15 protein-coding genes are annotated in these 16,707 nt (G+C 45.2%); 10 read left to right on the plus strand and 5 right to left on the minus strand.

From position 1 onward, the window contains the following. The first annotated feature begins 71 nt into the window (after positions 1–71). From carB to NBH14_RS20010, 5 genes are all read left to right on the plus strand, one after another. The gene (carB, locus tag NBH14_RS19990) at positions 72–3,296 is read left to right on the plus strand and encodes a carbamoyl-phosphate synthase (glutamine-hydrolyzing) large subunit (protein ID WP_048314732.1); all 3,225 of its coding nucleotides are present in this window, start codon (positions 72–74) and stop codon (positions 3,294–3,296) included. 128 nt (positions 3,297–3,424) lie between these two features. Beyond that, positions 3,425–3,757 carry a hypothetical protein gene (locus NBH14_RS19995; RefSeq protein WP_186959140.1) on the plus strand — a complete coding sequence of 111 codons (333 nt, stop codon included), beginning with the start codon at positions 3,425–3,427 and terminating at the stop codon, positions 3,755–3,757. A gap of 183 nt (positions 3,758–3,940) precedes the next feature. Next, the gene (locus NBH14_RS20000; RefSeq protein WP_186959141.1) at positions 3,941–4,681 is read left to right on the plus strand and encodes a (Fe-S)-binding protein; all 741 of its coding nucleotides are present in this window, start codon (positions 3,941–3,943) and stop codon (positions 4,679–4,681) included. Continuing rightward, on the plus strand, positions 4,678–6,045 hold the full coding sequence (locus NBH14_RS20005; RefSeq protein ID WP_186959142.1) for a lactate utilization protein B: 1,368 nt from the start codon (positions 4,678–4,680) through the stop codon (positions 6,043–6,045). Before NBH14_RS20000 ends, NBH14_RS20005 begins: the two co-directional genes overlap by 4 nt. 1 nt (position 6,046) lies before the next feature. Then, positions 6,047–6,631, plus strand: coding sequence for a LutC/YkgG family protein (locus tag NBH14_RS20010; RefSeq protein ID WP_186959143.1), 585 nt, complete (start codon positions 6,047–6,049; stop codon positions 6,629–6,631). Positions 6,632–6,712: 81 nt separating this feature from the next. On the opposite strand, the gene tpx is transcribed toward NBH14_RS20010, so the two are convergent. Continuing rightward, complete coding sequence (gene tpx, locus NBH14_RS20015) at positions 6,713–7,291, minus strand: thiol peroxidase (protein ID WP_186959144.1); 579 nt, start codon at positions 7,289–7,291, stop codon at positions 6,713–6,715. Between the two features lie 262 nt (positions 7,292–7,553). Here tpx and NBH14_RS20020 point away from each other — a divergent pair, with 262 nt between their 5' ends. Continuing rightward, entirely contained in the window at positions 7,554–8,444 is an 891-nt protein-coding gene (locus NBH14_RS20020; protein ID WP_186959261.1) for an aldo/keto reductase, read from the plus strand. Positions 8,445–8,755: 311 nt separating this feature from the next. After that, positions 8,756–10,372, plus strand: a complete 1,617-nt coding sequence (locus NBH14_RS20025) for an ABC-F family ATP-binding cassette domain-containing protein (protein WP_186959145.1) — start codon at positions 8,756–8,758, stop codon at positions 10,370–10,372. Positions 10,373–10,444: 72 nt separating this feature from the next. Here the strand turns inward: NBH14_RS20025 and NBH14_RS20030 are convergent, their stop codons facing one another. The 3 genes from NBH14_RS20030 to NBH14_RS20040 form a co-directional block, all read right to left on the minus strand. Then, the gene (locus NBH14_RS20030) at positions 10,445–10,846 is read right to left on the minus strand and encodes a HEPN domain-containing protein (protein ID WP_250817722.1); all 402 of its coding nucleotides are present in this window, start codon (positions 10,844–10,846) and stop codon (positions 10,445–10,447) included. Next, complete coding sequence (locus NBH14_RS20035) at positions 10,843–11,160, minus strand: nucleotidyltransferase domain-containing protein (RefSeq protein ID WP_186959147.1); 318 nt, start codon at positions 11,158–11,160, stop codon at positions 10,843–10,845. The genes NBH14_RS20030 and NBH14_RS20035 overlap by 4 nt, the downstream gene beginning before the upstream one ends. Before the next feature lie 74 nt (positions 11,161–11,234). Continuing rightward, complete coding sequence (locus NBH14_RS20040) at positions 11,235–12,233, minus strand: gliding motility protein GldB-related protein (RefSeq protein WP_186959148.1); 999 nt, start codon at positions 12,231–12,233, stop codon at positions 11,235–11,237. A gap of 209 nt (positions 12,234–12,442) precedes the next feature. On the opposite strand from NBH14_RS20040, the gene NBH14_RS20045 reads away from it, so the two are divergent. From NBH14_RS20045 to NBH14_RS20055, 3 genes are all read left to right on the plus strand, one after another. Further along, the gene (locus NBH14_RS20045; RefSeq protein ID WP_250817723.1) at positions 12,443–13,765 is read left to right on the plus strand and encodes an MATE family efflux transporter; all 1,323 of its coding nucleotides are present in this window, start codon (positions 12,443–12,445) and stop codon (positions 13,763–13,765) included. A gap of 140 nt (positions 13,766–13,905) precedes the next feature. Then, entirely contained in the window at positions 13,906–14,592 is a 687-nt protein-coding gene (locus NBH14_RS20050) for a response regulator transcription factor (RefSeq protein WP_186959149.1), read from the plus strand. Further along, positions 14,589–15,959 carry a HAMP domain-containing sensor histidine kinase gene (locus tag NBH14_RS20055; protein WP_186959150.1) on the plus strand — a complete coding sequence of 457 codons (1,371 nt, stop codon included), beginning with the start codon at positions 14,589–14,591 and terminating at the stop codon, positions 15,957–15,959. The genes NBH14_RS20050 and NBH14_RS20055 overlap by 4 nt, the downstream gene beginning before the upstream one ends. 15 nt (positions 15,960–15,974) lie before the next feature. Here the strand turns inward: NBH14_RS20055 and NBH14_RS20060 are convergent, their stop codons facing one another. Further along, complete coding sequence (locus NBH14_RS20060; RefSeq protein WP_186959151.1) at positions 15,975–16,670, minus strand: MgtC/SapB family protein; 696 nt, start codon at positions 16,668–16,670, stop codon at positions 15,975–15,977. Positions 16,671–16,707: the final 37 nt, after the last annotated feature.

Here is a 16,707-nt window from a genome sequence, read left to right on the forward strand (position 1 = left end):
AGCGAGGCAAGCTCGCCAACGTTGGCGAGTCGATGCGCCTAAAATATGTTAACAAGAAAAATAAGGTAGATATGAAAGAAGATATAAAGAAAGTCCTGATACTAGGAAGCGGCGCCCTCAAGATCGGTGAGGCGGGCGAGTTCGACTATTCAGGCAGCCAGGCATTGAAAGCCATCAAGGAAGAGGGCATCCAGACGGTGCTTATCAACCCGAACATTGCAACGGTACAGACTTCGGAAGGGGTTGCGGACACGGTTTATTTCCTGCCCGTCACTCCTTTCTTTGTGGAAAAGGTGATCGAAAAGGAACGCCCCGAAGGTATCCTGCTGGCATTCGGCGGACAGACGGCGCTCAACTGCGGTGTGGCGCTTTATCAGAGCGGCGTGCTGGAAAAATATAATGTCCGTGTGCTGGGTACTCCGGTACAGGCCATCATGGATACGGAAGACCGTGAACTGTTTGTCCGCAAACTGGACGAGATCGATGTAAAGACCATTAAGAGTGAAGCGGTGGAGAACGCTGCCGATGCCCGTCGTGCCGCCGCCGAGCTGGGTTATCCGGTGATCGTGCGTGCCGCTTATGCGTTGGGAGGCCTGGGTTCAGGCTTCTGCGACAATGAAGAAGAACTGGACGTGCTGGTCGAAAAAGCCTTCTCTTTCTCTCCCCAGGTATTGGTGGAGAAGAGCCTGAAAGGGTGGAAGGAAGTGGAATACGAAGTAGTTCGCGACCGCTTCGACAACTGTATCACGGTATGTAACATGGAAAACTTCGACCCGCTGGGCATCCATACCGGCGAGTCTATCGTGATCGCCCCGTCACAGACACTGAGTAACACGGACTATCATAAACTGCGCGAACTGGCGATCCGCATCATCCGCCATATCGGAATCGTGGGCGAATGTAACGTACAGTACGCCTACGACCCCGAGTCGGAAGACTATCGGGTGATCGAGGTCAATGCCCGTCTGAGCCGTTCATCTGCTCTGGCGTCGAAAGCAACCGGTTATCCGTTGGCTTTCGTGGCAGCCAAATTAGGTCTGGGTTACGGCCTGTTCGACCTGAAGAACTCGGTAACGAAAACGACCAGCGCTTTCTTTGAACCGGCACTCGACTATGTGGTATGTAAGATACCGCGTTGGGACTTGGGTAAGTTCCACGGTGTAGCCCGTGAACTGGGTTCAAGCATGAAGTCGGTAGGAGAGGTAATGGCGATCGGACGTACTTTCGAAGAGGCGATCCAGAAAGGTCTCCGCATGATCGGACAGGGTATGCATGGCTTTGTAGAAAACAAAGAACTGGTCATTCCCGATATCGACAAGGCGTTGAACGAGCCGACTGACCGTCGTATCTTTGTCATCAGCAAGGCCTTCCGTGCCGGTTACACGATCGACCAGATCCACGACCTGACAAAGATCGACAAATGGTTCCTTCAAAAACTATATAATATCATCCAGACAGCCGGGGCCCTGGAAAGTTTCAGTAAGATAACCGATATTCCCGATGATCTGTTCCGCCTGGCCAAGGTACAGGGTTTCTCTGACTTCCAGATTGCCCGCGCCATCTTCAAAGATAAAATGGAAGACGGCGAAAGAGCTATCTTGCAGGTTCGCCAGGATCGTAAATACCGCGGTATCCTTCCGGTAGTGAAACAGATTGATACCCTGGCTGCCGAATATCCGGCACAGACCAATTACTTGTATCTGACCTATAGCGGAACGGAAAACGATGTGCAATATCTGGGCGATAAACGTTCGATTGTGGTACTCGGTTCGGGTGCTTACCGTATCGGTAGCTCGGTTGAGTTCGACTGGTGCGGTGTGCAGGCACTGAATACGATCCGCAAGGAGGGCTGGCGCTCGGTGATGATCAACTATAACCCCGAAACGGTTTCGACCGACTACGATATGTGCGACCGTCTCTACTTCGACGAACTGACTTTCGAACGGGTGATGGACATTCTCGAACTGGAGAATCCGCATGGCGTGATTGTCTCTACCGGAGGACAGATACCGAACAACCTGGCGATGCGCCTGGATGAACAGCATGTAAATATCCTCGGAACATCTGCGAAGAGTATCGACAATGCCGAAGACCGCGAGAAGTTCTCCGCCATGCTTGACCGTATCGGAGTAGACCAGCCGCGTTGGAAAGAGCTTTCTTCTATGGATGATATCAATACATTCGTGGAGGAGGTAGGCTTTCCGGTACTGGTTCGTCCGAGTTACGTGCTGAGTGGTGCGGCGATGAATGTCTGCTCCAACCAGGAAGAGCTGGAACGTTTCCTTCAATTGGCGGCCAATGTCAGCAAGAAGCATCCGGTCGTAGTGAGCCAGTTCATCGAACATGCCAAAGAGGTAGAGATGGATGCGGTGGCCGATCACGGCGAGATCGTGATGTATGCCATCAGCGAACATATTGAGTTTGCAGGCGTGCATTCCGGTGACGCGACGATCCAGTTCCCGGCACAGAAGCTGTATGTGGAAACGGTGCGCCGCATCAAACGTATCAGCAAGCAGATTGCGAAGGAACTGAATATCTCCGGCCCGTTCAATATCCAGTATCTGGCGAAGGGCAACGAGATCAAAGTAATCGAATGTAACCTCCGTGCTTCACGTAGTTTCCCCTTCGTGAGCAAGGTATTGAAGATAAACTTCATCGAACTGGCTACCCGCATCATGCTGGGCTTGCCGGTCGAAAAGCCGCATAAGAATGCGTTCGACCTCGATTATGTAGGTATCAAAGCTTCGCAGTTCTCCTTCAACCGCTTGCAGAAAGCCGACCCGGTGCTGGGTGTGGATATGGCATCGACCGGTGAAGTGGGTTGTCTTGGTGATGATCTTTCGGAAGCAGTGCTGACCAGTATGTTGTCGGTCGGACAGCGCATCCCGGCAAAGAATATCCTGCTCTCGACCGGAACACCGAAACAGAAAGTGGCCATGCTGGATGCAGCGAAGATGCTTGCCCGCAAAGGATACAGCCTGTTCGCTACCGGCGGAACACACCGCTTCCTGGAAGAAAACAATATCCCGAGTACCTTGGTCTACTGGCCGAGTGAAGAAGGCAAACAACCGCAGGCACTCACCATGCTCCACGAAAAGAAGATCGACATGGTGGTCAATATCCCGCGTGACCTTTCCGCCGGAGAGTTGGATAACGGCTATAAGATCCGCCGTGCCGCTACCGACCTGAATGTTCCTCTGATCACAAATGCCCGCCTGGCAAGTGCCTTTATCGAAGCATTCTGTACCTTGTCGATAGACGATATAGAGATCAAGAGCTGGCAGGAATATAAGTAAAGAACATAGATTTTACCGATGTAAAGTGTGCCCGGCTAATTCAGTCCGGGCACGCTTTTTTGTTTGCAGGAATAGGGGTTTTTATTAGATTTGTTGTCTTATCAGTAAAAACTAAAAATGAATAGATCATGAAAAGAAATGTGTGTTTACTATTATCATTCCTGATGTTCCTGTTGATGGCGAGTGCATGCGGTGATTCTGAATTTGATAAGGATTACAAAGATTATCAGGATACACTGGCAAAGAAGCAGGCTACTATTGAACAGTTTATCACGAAAAGCAAGAGTGAAAATCCGAATGCTAATTTCGGAATGTATCTGAACGATAAACTGTTGACTGCAACTACTTCTGTCCGAATAGAAAAGCATGTCGTTTATTTTGGAGATTACCAACTTGATCTGAAAGATTTTGTTGCTTGTGAACAAAGTTATATGACATATTCCATTTATTTCTGGAAGTAGATCCGGTTGTTGTCTAAAACCTAAATACCCCTTAGTTGTAATGGCTGAGGGGTATTTTTGTTTTCATTAAATAAAGTTACACAATCAGAGTGGAGAAGTTAAAAAGTAAATTTTACTTTTGTACACAGTTGTGAAACATATTCTAAATCGGAATAGTTATACTCATGTAATAATTCAACCAATATGAAGATAGGACTATTTATCCCGTGTTATATCAACGCGGTGTATCCCGAGGTTGGCGTAGCCTCTTACAAACTCTTAAAGCATTTGGGACTGGATGTCGACTATCCTTTAGACCAGACCTGCTGCGGCCAGCCGATGGCGAATGCGGGTTTCGAAAACGAATCGTTGAAACTGGCCCTGCGTATGGAAGAACTGTTCCAGCAATACGATTATGTGGTCGGTCCCTCGGCCAGTTGCGTAGCTTTCGTGAAAGAAAACCATCCGGGCATACTGAAGTCCGGAGGGCATGCCTGCCTGAACAGCGGAAAGATATACGATATCTGCGAGTTCCTCCACGATATAGTGAAGCCGGAAAAGCTGCCGGCCGTTTTCCCCCACAAGGTGAGTATCCATAACAGTTGCCACGGCGTGCGCGAACTGCATTTGTCTTCTCCGAGCGAAATGAATATTCCTTATTTCTCCAAGCTGCGCGACCTGTTGAAGCTGGTGGAAGGCATTGAGGTGTTGGAGCCGAAACGTATCGACGAATGCTGCGGTTTCGGTGGCATGTTCGCTGTCGAAGAACCGGAAGTCTCGGTTTGCATGGGACACGATAAAGTAAAGGATCATATGAGTACCGGAGCCGAGTTTATCACCGGAGCCGACAATTCCTGTCTGATGCACATGCAAGGTGTGATCGAACGGGAACATCTGCCGATCCAAACGATTCATATTACTCAAATATTAGCCGCAGGATTATGAGCACGAAACATTCTATAGCAGCTGCCCGTTTCATAGCTAACAGGAAACAGGAAGCCTGGCACGACGAAACCCTTTGGATGGTCCGTGCCAAAAGAGACAAAATGAGTCATTCGCTTCCCGAATGGGAACGTTTACGCGAATTGGCCTGCGATATAAAACTCTACTCCAACAGCCATTTGGATACACTGCTGGAAGAGTTTGAGAAGAATGCCACAGCCAATGGGGCAATTGTCCATTGGGCGAAAGATGCGGCGGAGCATAATGAGATCGTTGAAAAGATTCTTCAGCAGCATAATGCCCATACGTTGATCAAGAGCAAATCCATGTTGACGGAAGAATGCGATATGAATAATTACCTGTTCGGGAAAGGGTATGATATCATCGAGAGTGATCTCGGTGAACGTATTCTTCAATGGATGCACCTTCTTCCAAGCCATATCGTGCTGCCTGCCATCCATATCAAACGTGAGGAAGTGGGCGAGATGATGGAGCGCGTGCTGGGTACTGAAAAGGGAAATTTCGATCCTACCTATCTGACGCATGCAGTCCGTAAAAATATGCGCGAAAAGTTCCTGACGGCTGATGTAGCCATGACGGGAGCTAATTTTGCTGTTGCTTCGACCGGTGAGATTGTGGTTTGTACCAATGAAGGAAATGCGGATATGGGGACTTCGTTCCCTAAAGTCCATATTGCCACGTTCGGAATGGAGAAGATCGTCCCCAACCAGGAAGCGTTGGGTGTCTTTACCCGTCTGCTGGCCCGTTCCGGTACAGGGCAACCGATTACTTCTTATACTTCCCATTACCGTAAACCGCAGGATGGCGGTGAGTTCCATCTTATTATTGTAGATAACGGACGCAGCGATATCCTGGCAAAGCCCGACCATATCCGTACATTAAATTGTATCCGTTGCGGGGAATGTATGAATACCTGTCCGGTATATCGGCGGAGTGGCGGGTATTCCTATACCTATTTTATACCTGGCCCGATCGGCATCAATCTGGGTATGTTGAAGAATCCGGAAGAGTACTCCGATAATGTGTCTGCCTGTTCTTTATGCCTGTCTTGTTCGAATGTCTGTCCGGTGAAGATCGACCTGGGTGAACAGATTTATCGCTGGCGTCAGGATCTGGATAAGATCGGTAAGGCCAGTTCGGAAAAGAAAATAATGTCGGGTGGCATGAAGTTCCTGATGGAACGGCCGGGTTTATTTAATACGGCGCTGAAATTTGCTCCGTTGGTGAATAAAATGCCTCGTTTTATGATATACAATGGTTTGAATGCCTGGGGGAAAGGACGTGAGATGCCGGCATTTGCCAAAGAGTCGTTCAATGATATGTGGAAGAAAAATAAAGTAAAATAAGATGAGTACAAAAGATGATATATTATCCCGTATCCGCAGCCATACCGGGACGCGTTACGAGAAACCGGAAATAACGTTGGATGCAATCACTTATGCAGACAAACTCAAACAATTCTCCGACTCGCTGGAAGCAGCCGGCGGTCAGGTTGCCGTATGGCAGTCGGATGACGACATCAATGAATTGATCCGCCGGCATTTCCCGGAGGCAAAACGTATCGGTTCGAATCTGCCCGGAATAACCGTTGCCACCTTCAATCCGGATTCTCTTTCCGATCCCAGGGAATTGAACGATACCGACCTGGCCATTGTGGAAGGCTGTTTCGGGGTGGCGGAGAACGGTGCTGTCTGGATTACGCAGCAGGTGAAGTTCAAAGCACTCTACTTTATTCCGACAGCCCTGGTAATCATTATCAATAAAGATGCTTTAGTCAATAACATGCATGAAGCCTACCGGCAGCTGGAAGGAACCGACTATAAATACGGTTTCTTTGTCTCCGGCCCGTCCAAAACAGCCGACATCGAACAGGCCCTGGTGTTGGGAGCCCATGGACCGATGAAGGTGCTGGTGGTTTTGAAAGAGGGGTGAGTTCGTTATTTATCAAAGGTGAACTATCTTGTCCCCGTGTCAAGCACGGGAACGGGATAGCCCAATCTTTCCATACATTCTTTACTTCGCTTTCTTTACAGCTGCAATTGTAGCTTTGTAATCCGGTTCCTGGCTGATATCTTTCACATACTGTACATAAGTTATTTTGCCATCTTTGCCAATTACTACTACGCCGCGGGCAAGCAACTTATTTTCTTTTATCAGGAAGCCATAATTCATTCCAAACTCGCTTTCCCTGTAATCCGACAAGGTATAAATCCGGTCGATCCCTTCTGCCGCACAAAAACGTTCTAATGCAAAAGGAAGGTCTTTGGATAGTGTCAGGACAACCACATCTTTCCCTAAACCGGAGGCCTCTTCATTAAATCTTCTTGTCTGGGCGGCACAGACTTTGGTGTCGACGGAAGGAAAAACGGATAGAACAACGACTTTCCCTTTGAAATCGGACAATTTCACTTCTTTCATATTGCTGTCTATCCCGGTGAAATCAGGAGCCATCTCTCCGATATAGGCTTTTGTACCCAACAAGGTGACTGGCTTTCCCTTCATTGTAATCCCTTGATTATCTTCGGATGATTGAGCTGTTGCCATACCGGTGGAAATCAATATACACAATATTATGTAAAATAATCTGTTCATAATCTTCTTTTTGTTATGTTTTTATAGAAAATCTATCTAAGCAAATATAAAGAAATCAGAGGGGATAGGATGATATTTTCCAATTCATTTTATCTATCGGCTGATAGATATAGGTGATCGGATATATATTTAACGGATACCGCTGGATAAAAGGATAGAAAAGCTTGGCTTTTAAGTGAATAGTATTATTTTTGTGGAGGACTTAATCCGTATTCACGAACATAATACTCAATATTCTTTTACCATGAGCAACGTAGAAATGATGAATAGAAGAAAATTTATCCGGACAGGTGTTGCCGGAGTAGCCGGATTGTCTCTGGCGCAGGTGGGATGGGCTGATATACAGCGAGTGCTTCCTCCAGATGTGTCGGTCGATAAAGTAAAGCTAGGAAATACCGGGCTGGAAGTCTCACGGATCGCTTTGGGGACCGGGACGAAAGGCTGGAACTATGAATCCAACCAAACCCGTATCGGATTGGATAATTTTGTGAAACTGGCTCATCATGGCTATGAACGCGGACTCCGCTTTTTCGATATGGCCGATATGTACGGTTCACAACCTTTTGTCGGTAAAGCCTTGAAGGAGTTACCCCGTGAAAAGGTCACCCTGATGACAAAGATGTGGACGTATGACGAGGGTTCGGAGAAAAGGGAACCGGTCCGGAAAACACTCGACCGCTTCCGGCAGGAGGCCGGTACCGAGTATTTCGATATCCTGCTGATGCATTGTATGACTGACGGCAATTGGCCGGAAACGCGTAAATTTTATATGGAAGGGCTTGCCAAAGCAAAGGAAGAAGGCATCGTAAAAGCCGTCGGTATTTCTTGTCATAACTGGGATGCAATGGCTGAAGCCGCTCAAAATCCGTGGTGCGACATTATCCTGGGCCGCCTGAACCCATTCCAAAGCCATATGGACGGTACTCCGGAAGATGTAAACGCCCTCCTAGGCAAAGCCCGGGAAAACGGAAAAGGTATTATGGGCATGAAGATTTTCGGCGAAGGAAAACACGTTACTGATGAAGAACGCGAACGTTCGATACATTTTGCCGTCACAGAAAGCAATCTGCATTGTATGACACTCGGCCTGGAATCGATCGCCCAAATGGACGATGCAATCGAAAGGGTGATGAGAAATGTAAAAAACAGCTGATAATTATTCTTTCCAAATGGATAACTACCCGTGACCGGATGGGTAGTTATCCGTTGCTTAGCCGATGCCTGTTCATTTTTCAGTCAAATTTTGTGTGTTTATTCCGGGAAATACCTATCTTTGCCCCATCACATTATAAATACCTCCGATGAAAATATCTAAGTAAGCCGGTTTCAGAACATATAATTTAAAAGGTTCAATCTCTGTTGAGCCGATTTCTGTATAACCATCCCGGCTATTTCATGCGCTTATTCCTGGCGCTTTTTTTATTTCCAATTTTTAGTTTCTAACATTTTTAAAGCAGATAGACTATGTGCATATCAGTACAACAGCTTTGCTATATCCATGCGGATAAAGAACCACTATTCAGAGATATCAGTTTGACGGTAAATAAAGGAGAACAAGTTTCATTGGTCGGAAATAACGGGTCCGGCAAATCTACCTTATTGCGGATTATGGAAGGTAGCTTGAAGCCCTCTTCAGGTGAAGTCGTTTGTTCGTCCAAACCCTATTATGTACCCCAGCATTTCGGGCAATACGATGAATTAACCGTAGTGCAGGCCTTGCAGGTAGAGGCTAAAATCAAGGCATTGCATGCTATCATAGCTGGAGAAGCCTCGGTTGAGAACTTTACGATTCTGGATGATGACTGGAATATCGAAGAACGAAGCCTGGCCGCTCTTTCTTTTTGGGGATTGGAGCACATCCGGCTGGACCAGACGATGAATACGCTGAGTGGTGGCGAAAAGACAAAAGTATATTTGTCGGGCATACAGATACATTCCCCCGAAATTATCCTGATGGACGAACCGACCAATCATCTGGATACCGGAAGCAGGGACAAACTGTATGACTTTATCAGGTCGAGCCGTGCCACTATCCTTATTGTGAGCCATGACAGGACATTGCTTAATTTGTTGCCTTACACTTGTGAACTCGACAGAAGTAAGATCACATTGTATGGTGGCAATTACGACTTTTATAAGGAGCAGAAAGAGATCGCACTGGTAGCCTTACAGAATCAGTTGAGTGAAAAAGAAAAAGAGTTGCGCCAGGCAAAGAAAATAGCCAGGGAAGCGCTTGAAAGAAAAAATAAATCGAGTGTAAGAGGAGAGAAAGCAGCCATGAAGAAAGGTATTCCCCGTATAATAATGGGGGCTATGAAACAGCACGCAGAACAGAGTACGGTTAAGTTGAAGGATGTGCATGATGAGAAAATGAGTTCGCTCAGTTCCTCCATTACGGATATCCAGACCGCTTTGCCGGATATGCGGCAGATGAAAACGGATTTTAATTCACCGAATCTCCATACCGGTAAAATATTGGTGACTGTTAAGGAACTGAACTTCGGCTATGGTCCGAACCGTTTATGGTCCGAACCACTGAACTTGCAGATCAGAAGTGGCGACCGTATCCGGTTCGGCGGTAACAATGGTTCGGGAAAGACAACCTTATTGAAACTGATTCTGGGAGAACTGCAACCAGTAGAAGGTTCTGTCGACCGTGCCGATTTCAAATATGTTTATATCGATCAGGAATATTCGATTGTGTTACCTGAGCTGACTGTGTTTGAGCAATTAGAGAAGTATAATCTGTTTGCCAAACCTGAACATGAGTTAAAAATGATTTTGAGCCGTTTTCTTTTTCCGGTCGGGACCTGGGATAAAAGTTGTTCAAAATTAAGCGGTGGAGAGAAAATGCGGTTGGCTATCTGCTGTCTGATGGTCAGTAATAGTACGCCGGATATCTTTGTTTTGGATGAACCGACGAACAATTTGGATATTCAGAGTGTTAATATAATAACAACAGCAATCAAGGACTATAAAGGTACCGTGCTGTTGGTCTCGCACGATCTTTATTTTGTGAAAGAAATTAAAATAAACAGGTCCGTTGAACTTTTTTCATCAACTCCTGTTATTAAGATATAGTGTTTTTCATGGTATTAGAATTAAGTTAGATTAGGTTATCCGTCTTGTCCGCGAGGATAGGGCGGTTTTTTTTTAGGCAGTCTTTATCAGCTTTTCAAGTGACTTCAGAAATTCACGGGTTGGTTCGATATATCGTTCTACATCGTCGGCTGTCAGATCATAAAGATCGTCATAATCGCCGGATTGTCTCATTTCAAACAGTTTGGAAAAAAGTCGGCCTTGTTCTTTAACGAGCGGACCGTTTGCTATATAATGTAACCCTACAAGATGTATGACCCCTTTGTGGGTATGAGAATAATACCCGTTTTTTATGAGAAGTGCCGATGCCATGTAATAGCAAGCATAATATAAACGGTTTGCTATTATATTCCAATGATTGAGTGGGAGTATATCATCCACTTCTACCAGACAATTATGTGCTTTATGGATGCGATAAATTACAATCGCTTCTCTTTCGTCGTCAGTTAGAGTCATAACACAATCCCTTCTTTTTCTACATTTTTATAAAACGGAGTGAAGCTGCGTTTCAGCCAGTCGTTAATCGTATAAAGTTTGGGACTTATCATTTCGTTAATTTTCCAACCTAGTTCATACAAAGGATAAGAGATGCGGTCGAAATCGTCTGGGTCCAATTTGTTTTTGTCGACTAATATAAGGATGTCCCAATCGGAGTCTGAATGGGCATCATTTCTGGCTCGTGAACCGAAAAGAATTACTTTGGCACCGGGAGCCACTTGAAGAAGTGTCTCTTTAATTTTAGCTAATACAAGTTCTTTCGTATTTTTCATCCGGATGTATATTTAACAGTTCTGTGCAAATATAAGTAATTCGGTTGAATATAGTTGATTCGTCGGTTATATATTTATCCTCCTTTGTATTTCGATGCAGCCAGTATTTCCTGTGCATTATCGTTTTTCATCAATGCTTCGGGAGTTGTATTTGTTTCTTTTATATACTGTTCGATGATTTGCAGTCCGACCCAGCTTCCGATATTTCCGGGAGCATCGCTTGCCAGGAATTGGGCAGGCATGTCTTCGAAATATTTCATGGTGTTCATCTGGTCCGGTGTATATAAATGTTTCCGTTCGACAATGGCTTTCCATATATTGGCTTCATTATTTTTGCACCATTCCCAGGCTTCGTCTGTGTAACCGAACAAAGCGGCCGGACTCATCTCCGGTAATGCTGATAAAACCAGGTATTTTATTTTGCCTTCATAGATCATCCGGTCGAGCAATACATTTTCATTGCCGTTAAATGGGTATTCGGACATCAACCAACCGGCGATGTAATCGGGAACCACATGTGAGGGTTGCATCTTACGGCGTTGATAGTCATAGAAAAAGTCCTGATACAACGGATAATCTTCTCCCATATATTTGTCGATGGAGAGTGATAACAGACTGTCGCCGACCAATACGTTCTGGTTGAATCCGGAAACGTGCATGTACAAAGCCGGAATTTGCATGGTCGGGAATTTTTCATGTATCCAGGCGAATGCGTTGCCGATCGATAGCTCTGTCTCTGTGACCGAATCATATTTTTTGATTGCATCCGCATAAAGATTTTTCAGGGTCGGTTCGGAGTAAAAGTTTTCCAGTTTATTGAAAAAGCCGGGTATCTCCGGCGATTGCATATTCAGGATACCTTTACCCAGAATCTCTGTCATCAGCGGATATTGATTCAATAGCTGTTGGTTGAGCGTCGTATCGTCGGAGTTTATTAGCTGGAACAATGCTTTGTCGAACCGGTTGATCGGCATCGGAGTGGCTGTCGTGATATTGTTTGCATTTGTATTTTGTCCGTTACAGCTACAAAAGCTGATAGTCATAAGGAATGTCAGAAGTATTTTGAAGTTCATCGTTTTTGTCTTTATGTTATGTATTGACTGATTTCTCTGTCTTTTTAATATGTTAAAAAATATTACCCGGTATACTATTTTCAAATATCCGGTATAGTAATCCGAATTAGATGGTATAGTAGTGACAAAATGATAAACGGATAATTAACGGTTATATTGTATGGGAAACTTCTTATTACTACCTTTGCATCCCTTTTTGAATATCCATTATGCAATTTACGAATAAACAAATTTGGCAGATTACCTATCCTGTACTCATCAGTTTGCTGATGGAGCATATGATCGGGTTGACCGATACGGCTTATCTGGGCCGGGTAGGAGAGGTTGAGCTAGGAGCTTCGGCACTGGCGGGAGTTTATTATCTGGTTATTTATATGCTGGGATTCGGTTTTAGCGTCGGAGCACAGGTTCTGATTGCCCGGCGCAACGGAGCACAGGATTATACCCGGATCGGACCGGTTTTCATGCAGGGAGCACTTTTCCTGTTATTGCTTGCTGCCACCTTATTTACGGTTTCCCATTTTTATTCACCGGTGATTCTCCGGAAGCTGATCGGCTCGGATGAAGTTTACCAGGCGACCATGAGCTATATCGACTGGCGTGTCTATGGGTTCTTCTTCTCGTTCATAGCGGTGATGTTCAGGGCGTTTTATGTCGGTATCACCAAGACTAAGATACTGACAGCCAACTCTGTCGTGATGGTGCTGACGAATGTGGTGCTGAATTATATCCTGATATTCGGTAAGTTCGGTTTCCCGGCTTTGGGGATTGCCGGAGCGGCGATCGCCTCTTCTATTTCTGAGGCGGTGTCGGTGTTGTTCTTTATCATTTATACTTGGAAGAAGATCGATTATAAGAAGTATGGAATGTTCAGCTTTACCGGAATTGATTTCCGGATGTTGAAACAAATATTGAATGTATCGATCTGGATAATGGTGCAACATGGTATCGCGTTTGTCGGTTGGTTTATCTTTTTTGTAGTGATGGAGCATCAGGGGGAACGTCCGCTGGCTATAACGAATGTAGTACGGAGTATCTCGTCTTTCCTGTTTATGTTTGTCAATGCGTTTGCTTCCACATCGAGTTCACTGGTGAGTAACCTGATCGGTTCCGGCAAGTCAGACCAGGTGATGGGATTGTGCGGGCAGATGATAAGGCTTTGTTACTTTTTTGTGTTGCCGTTAGGGATATTGATCGCTTTATTTCCGGATTTGGTACTGCGTATTTATACGGATAATCCGGACTTGATACAATGTTCTGTTCCGTCCCTTTGGGTCATGCTTTCTTCCTATATATTGGCGGTTCCTGCTTTTATTTATTTCTTCAGCGTTTCGGGAACAGGGAACACACAGGTTGCATTATGGATCGATATGGCAAGTATTTTTGTATATGTATCTTATACATTCCTGGTTGGTGTCTGGTTGCATGCCGATGTGGCTGTTTGCTGGACAACGGAATATGTTTATAATGGGATGCTGTTTATTGCATTCTTTTATTTGTGGAAAGGAAATTGGAGGAGTAAGAAGCTATAGTTTATAAAGTAAAGAATCCAAGCATTAATAATAAAGTATATATGATAGCAAAGAGCTGATTATTTTGTACTTTTGTTTTAGATATAAGAATCTACATTTAAATAACCGATCCGAATTTTCAGATACAAAACAAAAGAAACATGCAGAGTATATTAATAGTGGAAGATGAAAAGAGAGTAGCCGATTTGTTGAAAATCGGTTTGGAAGAGAACGGTTATCAGGCTTTGGTAGCCTATGACGGTGCCATGGGGTTGCGTCTTTTCCAGTCAAATACTTTCCAACTGGTTATCTCAGATATCATTCTGCCCAAGATGGACGGTTTCGAGTTATGCAGGGAAATCCGCAAGATTGACGATCGGGTTCCGATTCTGATGCTGACTGCTTTGGGAGCGGCTGATGATAAACTGGAAGGCTTCGATGTCGGGGCGGACGATTATATGGTGAAACCTTTTGATTTTAGGGAATTGACAGCTAGGGTCAGGGTCCTGCTGAAAAGGCATGCGGTATTGGGTGAGGTTCTTGTGAAGCAGATTGCTTACGCGGATTTGTCTGTAAACCTGGAGCAGCGGGAAGTTGCACGAAACAACATATCCATCAGACTTTCCCCTAAAGAATACAATCTGCTGGTGTATATGGTGGAGAATGCGGATAGGGTTATCAGTCGCATGGAGATAGCGGAGAAAGTATGGAATACCCATTTTGATACAGGAACCAATTTTATAGATGTGTATATCAACTATTTGCGTAAAAAGATAGACAGGGATTTCGAAGTCAAACTTATCCATACTAAACCGGGAGTTGGTTTTATCTTTACAGACAAGTTATGAAAATAAGAACTGCACTTACTTTAAAGAATACCGGTGTAACAGCCACCGTCTTCTTGCTGTGTATGATCCTGATCTATCTGGTCAGCGAACAGACACGCGACAAAACTTTTTTCAGAGACCTGAAGAGTGAGGGGATCACCAAAGCTCACTTGTTTCTTGCAGATCAGGTAGATGCCCGGATCATGCAGTCTATTTATCTGAACAACAGGAAGTTCATCAACGAAGTGGAGGTGGCTGTTTATACGACCGACTTCCAAATGCTTTATCATGATGCCATACAGAACGATATTATTAAGGAAACGCAGGAAATGATAAACGACATTCTGCGGAAAAAGGAGATAGAATTTCATATCGGTAAGTATCAGGGGGTCGGTATGGTTTATCCGTATAGAGGAAAAGAATATATAGTCACGGCCGCTGCTTATGATGGTTACGGTTATGATAATCTGATCGGATTACAGAAAACGCTGTTTATTCTGTTTATTGTAGGACTATCCCTGCTGTTCATCACCGGTTATTTCCTGGCCAGGGTCTCGTTGCAGCCAATACGCAATATCGTGAATGAGGCAGAAACGATTACCGCTTCACAGATAGACCGGCGTCTTCCGGTGAAGAACGAAAAGGATGAGTTAGGTGAGCTCAGCACGGCCTTCAATGCATTGCTTAACCGGTTGGAAATCTCATTCAATTCGCAAAGGATGTTTGTTAGCAACGTTTCCCATGAACTGCGTACACCGTTGTCTGCCCTCATCGCAGAGTTAGGCCTGTCTCTGCAAAAAGAGCGTACGACAGAGCAGTACCGCTATGCCATGCAAAACATGCTGCAGGATGCCCGGCGGATGACCAGGTTGATCGATGGACTATTGAATCTAGCCAAGGCTGATTATCGGAAAGAAGAAATCAGTATGCGGGATGTTCGGCTGGACGAGTTGTTGCTCGATGTAAGGGAGTTGATATTAAGGGCACATCCGGAATATCATATAGACTTGCTTTTCGGACAGGAGGAGGCGGACGATGACCGTTTAATTACCACGATGGGAAATCCGTATTTGCTGAACATTGCCTTTTCTAATCTTATAGAGAACAACTGTAAATATTCTGGCAATAACACTTCATCTGTCCAGATCTCTTTTTGGGATAGATGGACTATTATTCATCTATCGGATAACGGTATAGGTATGTCGGAGATAGACAAACAGAATCTTTTTACCTTATTTTATAGAGGGGAAGATGAGAAAATAGTGGAGGGGCATGGCATAGGCATGGCATTGTCCCAAAAGATCATCCGTTTACATGGCGGAGAGATAGCTGTACACTCTGAACGTGGAGAAGGTACTACTTTTGTTGTGAAGCTTCCCCACGTCTGATATAACCGGTACTGCTCAAAAGTCTTCCTGAGGAGATATTTGTTTCTCCCATCCGGCACCGAATACACCAGGACGGGAACGCAGACGGGATACAACCAGATCGAGCAGGACTTTGTGATCTCCCAATGTTTCCATATCGCAACACACAATTATCCGATCTTCATCCCCTTTGTAGAAGAGTGAATTCAGCCTTACATCCTGATCAAAGGCCAGCGTATCCATGATGAGCTGTTGTATATTTTCGGACACATCTCTTTGGCATTCGGCATGGACGGAATAATGAAACACTCCGGCCGTTCTTTTTTCAAGGAATGTGCACAATGGGCGGAAAAGACAGTGCGTCACCAATACACATATCACCAGGATAGCCGATTCCTTATAAAACCCTACTCCCGAAAGCGTACCACAGGCTGCAGAACACCAGATCGTGGCTGCCGTATTCAGTCCCCTGACGGTGAAACCATCCTTCAATATAAGTCCTCCACCCAAGAAACCTATTCCCGAAACGATCTGTGCTGCCACACGGGAAGGATCTCCACTACCGGATGTCATAGAATAAGACAACACGGTGAATGCGGCTGCCCCTACAGAAACGAGAATGTTAGTACGCAATCCTGCATTACGTTGGCGATATTGTCGTTCTACACCGATAAGAGTACCCATGAGAAAAGCACATCCTATCCTTGCCAGATAATCAGTAAATAAAATCATTGTTTTTTATCAGCAAAAATACGGGTATCCCGGATAG

The organism is Parabacteroides caecihominis (assembly GCF_023656785.1).
Taxonomy (GTDB): domain Bacteria; phylum Bacteroidota; class Bacteroidia; order Bacteroidales; family Tannerellaceae; genus Parabacteroides; species Parabacteroides segnis.

Bases quoted from the DNA above. Each gene is read 5' to 3' on its own strand.
- NBH14_RS20035 (WP_186959147.1), bottom strand. From the start codon at position 11,160: ATGAAAAATACGAAAGAACTTGTATTAGCTAAAATTAAAGAGACACTT.
- NBH14_RS20020 (WP_186959261.1), top strand. From the start codon at position 7,554: ATGAATAGAAGAAAATTTATCCGGACAGGTGTTGCCGGAGTAGCCGGA.
- NBH14_RS20050 (WP_186959149.1), top strand. From the start codon at position 13,906: ATGCAGAGTATATTAATAGTGGAAGATGAAAAGAGAGTAGCCGATTTG.
- NBH14_RS19995 (WP_186959140.1), top strand. From the start codon at position 3,425: ATGAAAAGAAATGTGTGTTTACTATTATCATTCCTGATGTTCCTGTTG.
- carB (WP_048314732.1), top strand. From the start codon at position 72: ATGAAAGAAGATATAAAGAAAGTCCTGATACTAGGAAGCGGCGCCCTC.
- NBH14_RS20010 (WP_186959143.1), top strand. From the start codon at position 6,047: ATGAGTACAAAAGATGATATATTATCCCGTATCCGCAGCCATACCGGG.
- NBH14_RS20005 (WP_186959142.1), top strand. From the start codon at position 4,678: ATGAGCACGAAACATTCTATAGCAGCTGCCCGTTTCATAGCTAACAGG.
- NBH14_RS20000 (WP_186959141.1), top strand. From the start codon at position 3,941: ATGAAGATAGGACTATTTATCCCGTGTTATATCAACGCGGTGTATCCC.
- NBH14_RS20060 (WP_186959151.1), bottom strand. From the start codon at position 16,670: ATGATTTTATTTACTGATTATCTGGCAAGGATAGGATGTGCTTTTCTC.
- NBH14_RS20055 (WP_186959150.1), top strand. From the start codon at position 14,589: ATGAAAATAAGAACTGCACTTACTTTAAAGAATACCGGTGTAACAGCC.
- NBH14_RS20040 (WP_186959148.1), bottom strand. From the start codon at position 12,233: ATGAACTTCAAAATACTTCTGACATTCCTTATGACTATCAGCTTTTGT.
- NBH14_RS20030 (WP_250817722.1), bottom strand. From the start codon at position 10,846: ATGACTCTAACTGACGACGAAAGAGAAGCGATTGTAATTTATCGCATC.
- tpx (WP_186959144.1), bottom strand. From the start codon at position 7,291: ATGAACAGATTATTTTACATAATATTGTGTATATTGATTTCCACCGGT.
- NBH14_RS20025 (WP_186959145.1), top strand. From the start codon at position 8,756: ATGTGCATATCAGTACAACAGCTTTGCTATATCCATGCGGATAAAGAA.
- NBH14_RS20045 (WP_250817723.1), top strand. From the start codon at position 12,443: ATGCAATTTACGAATAAACAAATTTGGCAGATTACCTATCCTGTACTC.